The 13,312-nt window shown below is 70.8% G+C and carries 12 protein-coding genes and 1 pseudogene; 2 read left to right on the forward strand and 11 right to left on the reverse strand.

Going from position 1 to position 13,312, the window contains the following annotated elements:
* Positions 1-53: 53 nt before the first annotated feature.
* The gene (locus tag CEF10_RS15045) at positions 54-935 is read right to left on the reverse strand and encodes a PAS domain-containing protein (RefSeq protein ID WP_101069002.1); all 882 of its coding nucleotides are present in this window, start codon (positions 933-935) and stop codon (positions 54-56) included.
* Positions 936-1,187: 252 nt separating this feature from the next.
* Between CEF10_RS15045 and CEF10_RS15050 the strand changes: the two are divergent.
* Positions 1,188-1,679, forward strand: a pseudogene (locus CEF10_RS15050) (transposase).
* A gap of 325 nt (positions 1,680-2,004) precedes the next feature.
* Here CEF10_RS15050 and CEF10_RS15055 read toward each other — a convergent pair.
* From CEF10_RS15055 to CEF10_RS15100, 10 genes are all read right to left on the reverse strand, one after another.
* The gene (locus CEF10_RS15055; RefSeq protein WP_101069003.1) at positions 2,005-2,883 is read right to left on the reverse strand and encodes a F0F1 ATP synthase subunit gamma; all 879 of its coding nucleotides are present in this window, start codon (positions 2,881-2,883) and stop codon (positions 2,005-2,007) included.
* Positions 2,870-4,411, reverse strand: coding sequence for a F0F1 ATP synthase subunit alpha (locus CEF10_RS15060; RefSeq protein ID WP_101069004.1), 1,542 nt, complete (start codon positions 4,409-4,411; stop codon positions 2,870-2,872). Before CEF10_RS15060 ends, CEF10_RS15055 begins: the two co-directional genes overlap by 14 nt.
* Entirely contained in the window at positions 4,408-5,187 is a 780-nt protein-coding gene (locus CEF10_RS15065) for a F0F1 ATP synthase subunit delta (RefSeq protein ID WP_101069005.1), read from the reverse strand. The genes CEF10_RS15060 and CEF10_RS15065 overlap by 4 nt, the downstream gene beginning before the upstream one ends.
* Positions 5,188-5,191: 4 nt before the next feature.
* Positions 5,192-5,470: a F0F1 ATP synthase subunit C gene (locus tag CEF10_RS15070; RefSeq protein WP_101069006.1), complete on the reverse strand. Its 279-nt coding sequence runs from the start codon at positions 5,468-5,470 to the stop codon at positions 5,192-5,194.
* A gap of 5 nt (positions 5,471-5,475) precedes the next feature.
* Positions 5,476-6,198 (reverse strand): F0F1 ATP synthase subunit A, encoded by a 723-nt coding sequence (locus tag CEF10_RS15075; RefSeq protein ID WP_101069007.1) that lies wholly within the window; start codon positions 6,196-6,198, stop codon positions 5,476-5,478.
* 3 nt (positions 6,199-6,201) lie between these two features.
* Positions 6,202-6,486, reverse strand: coding sequence for an N-ATPase subunit AtpR (locus CEF10_RS15080; RefSeq protein WP_101069008.1), 285 nt, complete (start codon positions 6,484-6,486; stop codon positions 6,202-6,204).
* 27 nt (positions 6,487-6,513) lie between these two features.
* On the reverse strand, positions 6,514-6,813 hold the full coding sequence (locus CEF10_RS15085; protein ID WP_101069009.1) for an AtpZ/AtpI family protein: 300 nt from the start codon (positions 6,811-6,813) through the stop codon (positions 6,514-6,516).
* Complete coding sequence (locus CEF10_RS15090) at positions 6,810-7,202, reverse strand: F0F1 ATP synthase subunit epsilon (RefSeq protein ID WP_157933045.1); 393 nt, start codon at positions 7,200-7,202, stop codon at positions 6,810-6,812. Before CEF10_RS15090 ends, CEF10_RS15085 begins: the two co-directional genes overlap by 4 nt.
* On the reverse strand, positions 7,192-8,592 hold the full coding sequence (gene atpD, locus CEF10_RS15095; RefSeq protein WP_101069011.1) for a F0F1 ATP synthase subunit beta: 1,401 nt from the start codon (positions 8,590-8,592) through the stop codon (positions 7,192-7,194). Before atpD ends, CEF10_RS15090 begins: the two co-directional genes overlap by 11 nt.
* A 270-nt stretch (positions 8,593-8,862) precedes the next feature.
* On the reverse strand, positions 8,863-10,248 hold the full coding sequence (locus CEF10_RS15100; protein ID WP_101069012.1) for an MBL fold metallo-hydrolase: 1,386 nt from the start codon (positions 10,246-10,248) through the stop codon (positions 8,863-8,865).
* A gap of 197 nt (positions 10,249-10,445) precedes the next feature.
* On the opposite strand from CEF10_RS15100, the gene CEF10_RS15105 reads away from it, so the two are divergent.
* A complete protein-coding gene (locus CEF10_RS15105; RefSeq protein WP_101069013.1) occupies positions 10,446-13,241 on the forward strand; it encodes a protease inhibitor I42 family protein in 2,796 nt (931 codons plus the stop codon).
* Positions 13,242-13,312 lie beyond the last annotated feature (71 nt).

Consider the following 13,312-nt stretch of genomic DNA (forward strand, 5'->3'; position numbering starts at 1 on the left):
CTTTGCCGAAGATCGACGGTGGCCGCCAGCGTCACCACCGGCCGCGCGCCGCGCTACGCCGGGGGCGCCGCGCGCGGCCTCTTACACCAAGCGTTGGGACACAGCCCCTCTTCCGGAAGACCGGGGCCGTCGTCGGCCACTTCCAGCGTTGCGCCCCGCGCGTCCGACTGCCCGGTGACCGCCACGTGGCCCGCCCCTGCGGCGAAGGCGTTGTGCACGAGGTTGAGAAGGATGCGGTAGGTCTGGTCGAAATCCACGTCGAGGTGGACTGGCCCGGCGCTGTCGTCGGTCAGCCGCCGGGGCAGGGACGTCGCGCCCACCGCGGTGGCCTCCAGCTCCTCCATCACGTCGGCCAGAAGGAAGCGTTCCCGCTCGGGGGCTGGCGTGCGGGCACGGCCGGCGCCGGCGGCGTCGCGGCAAAGCGCGACGGCTCGTTCAAGCGCGCGTGTGATGCTTTCGGCGCTAAGTCGCACGCGACGGTCGTCATCTGTGGCGAGCCGGTCGCACATCAGTTGCGCGGACGACAGCGTGTTCTTGAGGTCGTGCGTAAGCTGGCGCACTGCGGCGCCGAGTTCGGCCAACCGGTGTTCGCGGCGGTCGCGGATCAGCACAAGAACAAGTTCCCGGCCGTCGATCTCGATCACCTGTGCCCGGATCAGCGCCGGCACCGTGTCACCTGTCCGGGTGCGGCAGGACAGGTCGTCGGCGGTCCAGCTGCCCGCGCGCCTGATATTGGACATGAAGGCGTTCAGCCGCGCGAGTTCGTGGGGGTGGATGTCCGCTGGGCTCATGGCTGCCAGCTCCGACCGATCATAACCCAGAAGTGCCTCCGCCGACGCGTTCGCCTTCACGAAGCGATCGCGTTCGGGGTCAATCAGCGCTGCCGGGTCCAGCTGCGCCGCAAAGAGCAAGTCGAAGGCGCCGGGTGGTGTCACGGGAGATTGCTAATCGTGTTTGGACATCCGGTCCATTGCGGAAAAGGGCTGTGTGCCGATCTGGTTAAACTTGGCTACTTCCAGATGGAACGGTCAACCCGATCTGGCGATTTGATCAAGCAAATTTTCACCCGTGACGTCATGGTGCCGGCCCAGCGCATATTTTCGTGGCCTGCGCTTCGCAGGCCAGGCTCAGGATCCATTGATTGAACGGTAAGCTCATGATCCAGTGCTCGAAAAGCGAGCGGTGACATGAGCAATCTGTTTTGGCTGACGGATGCGCAGATTGCGCGCATTGAGCCCTTCTTCCCCAACTCCCACGGCAAGCCTCGCGTCGACGATCGGCGCGTGCTGTCGGGCATGATCTTCATCAATCGCAACGGCTTGCGCTGGTGTCACGCGCCCAGGGAGTACACTCCGCACAAGAGTCTCTACAACCGCTGGAAGCGCTGGAGCGAGAAGGGCGTGTTCGCCCGGATCCTGGCGGGACTGGCGGCCGAGGAGTCTGAGGAGAAGACCGTGATGATCGACGCGACCTACCTGAAGGCACATCGCACGGCGACCAGCCTGCGGGTCAAAAAGGGGGATGAGCCATTGGTGCGCCATTGGTCCGAGGACAATGACGAATGACGCCTGATCGGCCGCCTGAAGGACTGGCGCCGCGTCGCAACCCGCTACGAGCGCTGCCCGAAGGTCTTCCTGTCAGGTATCGCACTCGCCGCCACTGTCATCTTCCGGCTTTGACCGTCAATGAGTATAGGCCCTGGCTGGCCGGGGCGATCATGATAAGCGCCAACGACAATTGGACGGCCGTGCGCCGACACAGTCGGCACGGGAGCCGAGACATCCTCGCGCGCGTGAATGACACCCCCGATGTTGTATTGCCCGCCGTGGCGTCCCGATCGGAAGCGGGCTTACACACGCGCGGGCATCGCAAACCTGGCCGCGGGGAACTGTCCTGCCTGCACCGCTGCGGCGCGAAATTCCGCGACAGGTCCAGTTCGATCATGGCACCGGTCCGGTCCCCGGTGGTGGCTCGGCGGATCGTGCATGTCCGGTGAAGGGACGGTCATGCACTCGCGTCATCGCCCCGAGCGGACTCGAACCCCGAGACGAGGTCCAGCAGCTCGCGCGTCACGCTTTCCTGCCGCTTGTGGCGGTAATCGGCGCGCAGGTCGGCGTGCCGCTCCTCGATGTTGCGCTCCGCCCCCTGCATGGCCGCCAGCCGCGCGGCGTGTTCGCTGGCCAGCGACTCGGCCAGCGCGCGGTAGACCATGACGAACAGGTGCTGGTGCAACAGCCAGGAAAACAGCCGGTCGCCGTCGGCGCGATGCGCGGGCAAGCTGCGCGAGGGCCACGGCCGCGTGGCCAGCGCATCGAGATACCGGTCGGACACCGGAAGAAGCTGGCGCTGCACCGGTTCGGCCAGCGCCTGTGCCTGCCGGCGGTTGAACACCAGCGTGACGGCGCCGGCACGGCCGTGCCGGGTTTCCCGGTCGATCCGCGCGGCCATCACCCGAACCGTCTCGGTCAGGCCGGCGACGGAGCCGGGCAGGGCGAAGCGGATATCGGCGGCGTGGCCCTGCGCCTCGAGCCGCGCGGCCGCGCGCAGGCCGGCGACCGCGAGAAACGTGTCGCCACCGCCCAGCACGGGCCGCGCGGCACCGGCCACGCGGTCGTTGAACCGCCCGCAAAGGCCGCGGTCGGAGCCCAGCACGATCACCAACCGCCGTCCCTTGGCCGGGCGCGCCCGGAGGCGGCCCGCCCCCTGCGTGCGCAGCACCGCCTGCATGCCCAGCGTGACCGTGCGCTCGTATTCCCCGATCGCTTCGACCGCGCGCTCGTAGCTGCGGATGCTTGCCGCCGAGAGCGATTTCATCGTGCGCACGATGCCGTGGATTTCCTCGGTCGTCTCGATGCGCGCGGCGATGGTTTCAAGCGTCTCCATCGCCGTCCTCCTCGCGAAGCGGTGCCAGGGCCGCGCGCATGGCGTCCAGCAGCGCGGCCCGGTCGTCGTCTTCCAGCGGCTCGCCGCGCGCGATCCGGTCGCGCAGCGCGGCGCAATCGCGGCGGACGGCACGGTGGCAGGCGGTCTCGGCCTCGGCCACCCGGTCGGGCGCGATGGCGTCCAGGAGCCCCTCGGTCGCCGCCAGGAGCGAAGCGATCTGATCGGGCACGTCCAGGTGCCGGCCCTGGTCCTGGCGCAGCACTTCCTGCACCCGGCGGCCCCGCGTCAGGCGCCGGCGTGCCTCGGCGTCGACCTGGGTGCCGAAGCGCGCGAAGGTTTCCAGCTCCTGGTACTGGGCGTACAGCAACCGCAGGTCGCCCGCGACGGCACGGTAGGCCGGCAGCTGGGCCTTGCCGCCGACCCGGCTGACCGAGGCCCCGATGTCGATCGCCGGCAACTGCCCCTTCTCGAAAAGCCCCGGTGAAAGGTAGACCTGCCCGTCGGTGATCGAGATCAGGTTCGTGGGCACGTAGGCCGAGATGTCCTGCGCCTGCGTCTCGATCACGGGCAGGGCGGTCAAGGATCCGCCGCCATGTTCGGCGCGCAGATGCGTCGCGCGCTCCAAGAGCCGCGAATGGATGTAGAAGATGTCGCCCGGGTAGGCCTCGCGCCCCGGCGGACGGCGCAACAGCAAGGACAGCTCGCGGTAGGCGCGGGCATGCCGCGTCAGGTCGTCATAGACGATCAGCACGTCGCGCCCTTGCTCCATGAAGGCTTCGGCGGCGGTGGTGGCGGCATAGGGCGCGATGAACTGAAGCCCCGGCGGCGCCTCGCCGCCGGCGACGACGACGAGCGTGCGGTCCAGCGCGCCGCCCTCGCGCAATGCCTTGATGACGCGCGCCACCGCCGCGGCGCGCTGGCCCACCGCGCAATAGATCGAGACCACCCCGCTGTCGCGCTGGTTCAGGATGGTGTCAACGGCCACGGCCGTCTTGCCGGTTTGCCGGTCGCCGAGGATCAGCTCGCGCTGGCCGCGCCCCACGGGCACGGCGGCGTCGATCGCCTTTATGCCGGTCTGAAGCGGCGTGTCGACGGGCGCGCGCTGCATGATCGGTGGGGCGGGGCGTTCGATGGGCTGTCGTTCCGCCGTGCGCAACGGGCCGGCGCCGTCCAGTGGTTGGCCCAGCGGGTCGGTGACGCGGCCCAGAAGCTCCGGGCCTACCGGAAAATCGGCGACGCGCCGTGTCCGCCGGACCCGGTCGCCGGGGCGGACACCTTCGGCCGGCCCCAGGACGATCACGCCGGTGCGCGTCTCGCGCAGGTTGGCGGCGATGCCGGCGACCCCGCCGGCGAACAGCACCAGTTCATCGGCCTGAAGGTCGCGGAACCCGGCCGTGTGGGCCACGCCGTTGCCGACGCTGACCACGCGGGCCAGGTCCTCGATCTCCAGCTCCGCAGGGGTCCGCTCGAGCGCCCGGTCGAGCGGGTCGAAGGCCCCGGCACCGGTGGTATCGTCAAGGGTCTTCATGGTGTGCCCGCCTCGGCGCGGGCGGCCTCCAGCGCCTCGGCCATGGCGCTTTCGACGCGGTCGAGGTGCCGCGCGGCGGACCATTCGACCGTCTGGTCGCCGAGGCCCAGGCGCAGCCCCAGGACGAGATCGGCGTTCTCGCGGTAGCTGACCTCGATGTCCTCGGCCACGGTCTCGTGGATCGCGCGGGTGATCCGGGCCCGGACGGGGGCGGGCAACTCCACCGCGCTCTCGACGGTGGCCGGGGCGGACATGTCGGCGGCGGCCTGCTGCAGGCGCGTTCGCGCCTCATCGTCGAGCGCCGAAAGCCTTTCGACGAAAACCCTGGCCAGCCGATCGGCCAGGTCGGCGTCGGCGAGTTCGCCCAGGACCTGTCGCGTGACCTTGAGGACCTGCCGCGACATGCGGGTACGGATGTCCTGCAGCGCCTCGGCGCGCTCGACCTCCAGTTTTTCCTGCCAGGCCGCGCGTTCCTTCTCCACCTCTTCGCGGGCCTCGGCCTCGAGGCGTTGTCGGAGCTCTTCGGCCTCTTCGCGGGCCTTGCGCATCTGCGCGTCCCGGTCGGCCTCGAGCTCGGCGCGCTCTTCGTCGAGCGCCTCGGCCTTTTGCCGTGCTTCCTCGCGGGCCTCGCGCGCCTCGGCCATGCGCGACTCGATCCGGGATTCGCGCTGCGCCATCGCCCGCGTGATCGGCGTGTAGAGGAAGCGCTGCAACAGCCAGATCAGGACGAGGAAATTGACGATCTGCGCCGCGACGGTGAGCCAGTCGAGCTGCACGGTCTCAGCCCCCCGCGGCCTGCGCCGCAGCCTCGGTGAAGGGGTTGGCGAAGATCAGGATCATCGCCACCACGAAGCAGTAGATCGCCGTGGATTCGATCATCGCCAGGCTCACGAACAGCGTGCGCGTGATGGTCGGTGCCGCGTCGGGCTGCTGGGCCAGCGCGGCCAGCGCCTGCGCCGCGGCGCGGCCTTCGCCCAGGGCGGGGCCGATGGAGCCGATGGCGATGGTCAGCCCGGCGGTGGCGATCGAGGCGATCGCGATCCAGGTGGATGGGTCCATGGTGGTCACTCTCCCGTTTCTGTTGTCCGGTCCGTGTCGTCGGTGGTGTCATCGCCGCGGGGGCGCCCGGCGCGCGAGGCCGAGGCGATGTAGACCATGGCCAGAACCGCGAAGATATAGGCCTGGATCACCCCGGTCAGCAGCCCCAGCAGCTGCATGAGCACCGGGAAGAAGAAGGGGGCGACGCTGATCAGGATCCCCACGATGACCGTCCCGCTCATGACGTTGCCGTAAAGCCGCACGGCCAGCGCGAGGGTGCGGGACAGCTCGGCGATGATGTTGAAGGGCAGCATCAGGGGCGAGGGCCGCAGGAACCCGCGCAGATAGCCCGTCAGGCCGCGCTGCGCGATCGTGAACAGCGGCACCGCGATCAGCACGCAGATCGCCAGCGCCGCCGTGGTCGACAACGACCCCGTCGGCGGCTGGTAGCCGGGCACGACGGCAAGGATGTTGGCCGCGGCGATGAACAGGAACAGCGTGCCGATGAAGGGCAGGTACCGGTCCGGGCCGCGCGTGCCGATCTCGGCGATCTGGTCGCGGATGGTGCCGACGACGACCTCGAGCATCACCTGCCAGCGCGACACCGTCTCGCCGCCCGACAGCCTTGCCGTGATCGCCCATGATCCAAGGACCAGCACCGCCATCACCACCCAGGTGAAGACGATCGTGGCATTCAGGCGCAGGCCCCGCCATTCCGCGATGATCCATGTGTCGGGGCTGATCTCCATCGCTCACTCCTCCTGCGTCGCGTTGCGCACGGCGCGCGTGGCAACGGTGCGGGCCACCGCGAAACCGGCGAGCCCGGCCAGAAGCGGAAGCGGCCCCGCCCCGGCGGCCAGCGCCACCGCCACGGCCCCCACCACCAGCGCCGCGCGCGCCAACGCGCCGGCCACGAAAGCGCGTGTGCCGCCCCCGGACAGGTGCCGCACGGACAACCAGAGCACGCCGAGATAGGCCGCACCCACGGCCAGCCCGGCGGCGAACGCCAGCGCCAGCATGACCCAGGGCACCGTCATGGTGCGCGCCCGCGGCAGGGCATGGCATCAGTCATCGCGGCCCTCCCGTTGCACCCAGTACCACGCGTTGAGACACCCCAGCGCCACGCCCGCCAGCAAGAGCGCCAGCGTCCACGACATGTCGCTGTCGACGCGCGCGTCGATCCACAGCCCCAGCGCGACGCCCAGAAGGGTGGGCACCGCCACCGCCCAGCCGACGAGCCCGAACATGCCGATGCCGTAAAGCGGGCTGCGGTCGTGCCGTTTTCGTGACTCGCGCATTCGTTCGGCCCGCCGGGCGATCCGGTCGGCGTCGCGGTCGGGCGTGTCGTCGGGCGCGTCGGTCATGGCGTCGCCTCGTCCAGCCCCTGCAGCCGGCGGATGAACTCGGCTTCCAGCCGCGCCAGCGTCGCGCGCTCGGCGCGCTCGCTTTCCTCGAGCGCGTGGAAGGTTTCGGCCACGCGCCGCTGCACATGCTCCAGATCGTCGCCCAGCACCGCGTGCCGGGTCGAGACGAGCACCTCGTCGCCCTGCTTGACCAGCGTGCCCGAGGTCGTGCCGGCGTAAAGGGTGGGGCCGTCCGCGCAATCGTAGACCACGATGCCCGGCACCAGCCGGGCCACGTAATCGACGTGCCGCGGCAGAAGGCAGAACGTGCCTTCCGTCCCCTCGGCCACGATACGTGTGACGGGCCGGTCGACGCGGATCTCGCGCGGGGTGACCAGCTCAAGCCGCATCGGTCTGCGCCCCCGCGCGCGGCAGGTCACCGGCCGTGCCGATCATGTAGAATTTCCCCTCGTCCATGTCCTCGAATTCGTCCCGAAGGATCGCCTCGCATGAGGCCAGCGTGTCGTCCAGCGACACGAGCCGGCCGGCCTGCCCGGTCATCGCCTCGGTCGAGAAGAACGGCTGAGTCAGGAACCGCTCCAGCTGGCGGGCGCGGCGGACGGTGGCTCGGTCGGTCTCGGTGAGTTCCTCCAGCCCCAGCATCGCGATGATGTCCTTGAGGTCCTCGTACTCGGCCAAGGTGTTGCGCACCTGCCGCGCGACCCGGTAGTGGCGCGCGCTCACCGTGCCGGGCGTGAGCATCTTGGAGACCGATTTCAGCGGGTCGATGGCCGGGTAAAGCCCTTCGGAGGCCTTCTTGCGCGACAGCACGATCGAGGCCGACAGGTGCGAGAACGTGTGCGTCGCCGCCGGGTCGGTGAAATCGTCGGCGGGAACATAGACCGCCTGGATAGACGTCATGCTGCCGCTGTCGGTGGAACAGATCCGTTCCTCCAGCCCGGCCAGTTCCGTGCCCAGCGTCGGCTGGTAGCCGACCCGGCTGGGGATGCGGCCCAGCAGGCCCGACACCTCCGATCCCGCCTGCACGAAGCGGAAGATGTTGTCGATCATCAGCAGCACGTCGCGGCGGCGGTCGTCGCGGAAGTACTCGGCCATCGTCATCGCCGCGTGACCCACGCGGAAGCGCACGCCGGGGCTTTCGTTCATCTGCCCGAACACCATCACCGTGCGCTCCAGCACGCCCGCCGCGTCCATCTCCCGGTACAGCTCCTCGGCCTCGCGGCAGCGTTCGCCGATGCCGCAGAACAGGCTCACGCCCTCGTACTCGGCCACCATGTTGTGGATCATCTCGGTGATGAGAACGGTCTTGCCCACGCCCGCGCCACCGAACAGCCCCGCCTTGCCGCCGCGCTCCAGCGGGCACAGCAGGTCGATGGCCTTGATGCCGGTCTCGAAGATCCCGGCGTCCACGCGCCGCCGTGACAGGGGCACGGGCGCGCCGTGGATCGAACGGCGCGCCGCCCCCTCGGGCGCCGGCCTGCCGTCGATCGCCTCGCCGAAGACGTTGAGCATCCGCCCCAGCAGCGACTCGCCCACCGGGACCGTCAGCGGGCCGCCGGTGTCGCGCACGCCCATGCCGATGCACAAGCCCGGCCGCGGGTCGAGAACAAGCCCGCGCGCGGTGTCCGGGCCGGGCAGGCCGGCGACCTCGATCGTCATTTCCGGCTCCGACAGGGTGGCCAGGCGGCGTCCGATGGGCGGCACGCGGTCCGCGAAGCGGATGCTGGCGATGCCGCCTTCCAGCGCGATGATATGGCCGACGGTCTGGTTGTCGGGCACGAACCGCTCCCCTCTCTGGGCCGCCGCCTGCACGGGCCGCGCGGCGCCGGCGCACTGACCCTACCATATGGAGGCCGGGCCATGGCCACATTGACAGCGATCAAAGGGGCGAATTCAAGGGCGGCGGGTCTTTGCCGCGTCATCTTGCATGCATGGCCCTGCGCCAAGGCCCGCCGCGATAAACCCGCGTCCGTGCGGCTTGCAACCGGGATCACCTCGTCCGGATCACCGGCATCACCGGCGCGGCCTTCGTCGCACCGCGTCCGGGGTCTAAAGCGTGATGCGGGTGCCGGGGGTGGGCTGCACGGGCGCGACCCCGTGATCGGCCTGCAGCCGCCGGGCCAGCGCCGCGCGCGCCGTTTCCTCGCCGTGCAGGAGCGCGACGGGCGGGGTGCCGGCGAATCCGCCGTACCAGCGCGCCAGCCCGTCCTGGTCTGCATGGGCCGATAGCCCGCCGACGGTGTGGATCCGCGCGCGCACCGGGATCCGGTCGCCCCAGATGTCCATGTGCTCCGTCCCGTCCACCAGCCGCCGGCCCGGAACGCCGGCGGGCTGGAAGCCCACGATCATCACGTGCGCCTCCGGGCGCCACAGGTTGTGCTTGAGGTGATGCAGTATGCGCCCGCCGGTGCACATGCCGCTGCCCGCGATGATGACCGCGCCGGCGTGGATGGCGTTCAGCGTCCTGGACAGCTCGGGCGATTCGGTGAACTCGAGGTTGGGTAGGGCGTAGGGCCCGTCGCCGTGCGCGGGGGTGCGCACGCTTTCGTCAACCAGGTTCAGGTGGCCCTTGTAGACCTGCGTCGCCCGGATCGCCATCGGGCTGTCGAGGAAGATCCGCCAGTCGCCCAGGCCCCAGGTCGCGAACTCGCGCTGGAAGGCCGAGATCAGCCCCTGGCTGCGGCCCACCGCGAAGGCGGGGATGAGGATGTTGCCCTTCTCGTGTTTCGCCGCCGCGAAGATGTCGCCGATCTCGTCCCATGTCTCGTGCCACGGACGGTGGTTGCGATCACCGTAGGTGCTCTCCATCACCACGAGGTCGGCCTCCGCGACGCGCGCCGGATCGGGCAGGACGGGGTTGCCGCGGTGGCCCAGGTCGCCGCTGAACACGAGCTTGCGCCGCCCGTCGGCCCCGTCCCCCCAGAGCTCCACGATCGCAGAGCCGAGGATGTGCCCGGCGTCCGACAGCCGCACCGTCAGACCCGGCGCGACCTCCGTGACCTCGCCGTAGCACAGCGTCCGGACCCGGCCGAGCACACGCTCGGCGTCGGCCTCGGTGTAGAGCGGCGCAACCGGGGCCTGCCCCGCGCGCTTGCGATGGCGGGTCTCGCGTTCGGCATCCTGCTGCTGTATCGCGGCGCTGTCGCGCAGCATGATCTTGCACAGGTCGCGCGTCGCGGCATGGGTGTAGACCGGCCCCTTGAACCCGCGCTTGACCAGCAGCGGCAATCGGCCCGAGTGGTCGATATGGGCGTGGCTGAGAACGACCGCGTCGACCTCGGCCGGGTCGAAGGGGAAGGCCGCGCGGTTGCGCGCATCGCTGTCATCGCCGCCCTGCACCATCCCGCAATCGAGCAGCACGCGCCGCCCGCCCGCCTGCACGAGGTGGCACGAGCCGGTGACTTCGCCCGCGGCGCCGTGAAAGGTGATGTCCATCCGGTCGTGTCCCGTCCGTGTCGCGGCGCGCATGGCCGCCGACCGCACGCGTAACACGGCCCGGTCCGCCGGTCACGATGGCGGGGTCGTGCACCCGGCGCCACACGCCCCTCTTAATCACGATCAATGCGACCGCCGGTGCACGTTCGCATGGTGCGGCCGGGGGGCGGCGCACCGCCGCCAGGCAGAGGAGCGACATGAGACAAGCGAGCCTTTTCAAGATCACGCTGATCCTTTTGGCGGCGAGCGCCGTCATCGGCGCACAGGCCCGCCCGGCGCACGCCGGCTGGCTCGCGCTTTACGAAAGCGCGGTGGAGCGCGCGCAAACGGTCGCCGTCGCGCAGGTTCTGCCGCGGCCCGAGGGTGGCGCGGTGGCGTTCGGCAGCGTCGAAGGCGGGGCCGATGGGCCGGCGTCGGACCCGACGCCGCGCGCCGATCTCGCGTTCGTGCGCTGGACGCTCGACAAGCGGGGCGGCGTGCAGACGCAGCACGCCTATCACGCGCAGGATCCCGGTGCCCTGCGCGAGGCGCGCGCCACGCCCGACGGCGGACAGATCCTTGTCGGCGATTTCTTCACGCCCGCCGCCGGCGCGGGCGGCGGCCCGTCCGTCGTGGCCCCCGACGCGGTAAGCGGGTCCTGGATCGTCAAGCTGGACGCAACGGGCGAGGTCACCTGGGGCCGGCGTTTCGACGACACCCGCCCCGACGGCACGCGCGCGGGGCGGCACTATCGCCTGTCGTCGATTGCGCGGACGCGCGATGGCGGTGTGATCGCCGTGGGCGAGACACATGCCCGCGCGACCGACGCCCGCCCCGGGGACGTGCCCGACATGGACATGTGGCTCGTTCGCCTCGACGCCGCGGGCGACCTTCTGTGGCAGCGCCGTATCGGCGGTGACCAGATCGACGCGGGCATGACGATCCGCCGGGTTCCGGCGGGTGGCTTCATCGCCGCCGGCCTCACCTCGGGACGCGGGGCCTTCGCCACCGGTGGCGCGCTCTGGCTGGTGCGGCTCGACAATGCCGGGCGCATCCTGTGGCAGAAATCCTATGGCGGGCCGGCGGGGCCGGCGGCACACGGGGTCGACGCGGGTTGGCGTATCGCACCCGTTGACGATGGCGGCTACGTGGTCGCGGGATCCACGCGGTCCTTCGGACAGGGCGGCGGCGCGCGCGGTGATGTCTGGGTGATGCGGCTCGGGCCGCGCGGTGATGTCCGTTGGCAGAACGCCTACGGGGGCGAGCGGCTGGACACCGCACCGTCGCTTGCGGTGCGCGAGGACGGGATCCTCGTGGCGGCGCAGACCTCGTCGTTCATGTCGCCGCAGCCGCCACGCCCGGATGCGAAGTGGGACTGGGATACGTGGTTCCTGCAACTCGACCGCGACGGCATGATCGGCCGGCAGACCCGGCTTGGCCGTGCCCGTCCCGGTACCGACGGGCCAAGCGACCTATCGGCCGTGCCGGGCGGCTATCTGGCGGCGGGGCTGAGTGCCCCTGGCGTCGCAACCGAGGGTGCGGCGCCGCAGGTGGCTTCGGGCTGGCTGGCGCGGCTCGATGCTGACGGCAGCATCGGACCGGTCCCCGGGGGCTCGCCCTTCCATCTTGTGGGAACGGATGCGCAACGGCGCGCGACATCGGCCACCCCGCGCAGGACCGAACTGGGCGCCGGCCCGGCCGCCGCGCGCATGACGCCGTGGCAGCCCGACCGGCCCGAAAGCCGGATCACCGTGATCCGGCGTTACGCCGTGGCGCCCGAGGCCGCGGCCGCGAACCGGACCGATGGCGCGGGACCACCGCGTGACGGCTGCGTGCCCCCGGGGCCGGTGACCGAGTCCTACGTCGCCCGCATCGGCCGGCAGGACCTTTACAACAGCGAGGGTGCGCGGCTGAAAGAGCCCTGGCAGGTGCTTCGTCAGGACCGCGCGAACTATCACCGATTCGGCCTGCGCGATCCGCGCGACGAGGGCGACAGGTATTTCGACACGGCAGCGTCCCGCGAGCGCATTGAACGCATGTACGAGGCCGGCGGCGTGACCGGCGGGATCAGCGCCGAGGTCGCGCAGGCCCTGGTCCAGGGCGGGGCCACCGTCGAGGTGGATATCCACGACTGCGGGCAATTCCTCGACATCAGGCTGCTATCGAAGGACGATGCGGACGGGGAACGGCCGAGGGGCGCGGTGGCGTTTTCCTGCAAGCAGCACGCCTGCCTGCACGGCCGGATGACCGGCGCGGTCACCGCCCCGCCCAGCGACAAGTGCTGGGGATGGCACCCGTCGCACAGCTACAACCTGCTCACGCGGTTCGACGTCCCGCTCACCGCCGCGCGGGTCGAGGCGCGGGTCACAGGTGGCCCCTCGGAACTTGACGCGATGCGTGACGGCTTCCGACTGGAGGCGCTGCCGGCCAGCCAGCTCAGCCGCGGCGCGCGGCGGACGCTGCGACGGGGGCCGGGGTGCGCGGTGCTCGACCGGGCGCGCGGCTGGCGGACGCTGCGCAGCTTCGCCGCGCCCGTCACCAGCGGCGACCGGATCACGATCCGCTGGCAGGGGGACCTGCCACGGGCGGTGGCCCTGCGCCTGCGCGCGCCGGGCGGGCTCTACGTCGACGATTCCGCCCTGACCGTGACGGCGGCCGCACCCGACGGCGAAGGGGCGGAGGAAAGAACGCTGACCGAGGCCGACGACGGCCGCACGGTGCGGGTGGCGGCGGGCGACACGCTCCGCCTGCGGCTGCCGGCCAGCCCGAGCACGGGGCATTCCTGGGCGGTCACGAGGATCAACCCGGAGGTTCTTCGGCTGGACGACCGCAGCTACCGGCAGGACCCCGACTGCGACGGCAAGCTGGGGTGCGGGGGGCACACGACCTTCACCTTCACCGCCGTGGGCGCGGGACGGACCGGCCTCGGCCTGGCCTATGCCCGGCAATGGCGCGATGCACCCGAGCCACGGCGCCGTTTCGACGTCACCGTCGTCGTGGCGGACGGAACCTGAGGCCCGCGCGGCTGCGCGGGCGGCCAACGGCGCATGGCGCGATGCCCGGGTTGCCGTAGGTGGCGGCATGC

It is taken from the genome of Roseovarius salinarum, assembly GCF_002834145.1.
GTDB lineage: Bacteria > Pseudomonadota > Alphaproteobacteria > Rhodobacterales > Rhodobacteraceae > Roseovarius > Roseovarius salinarum.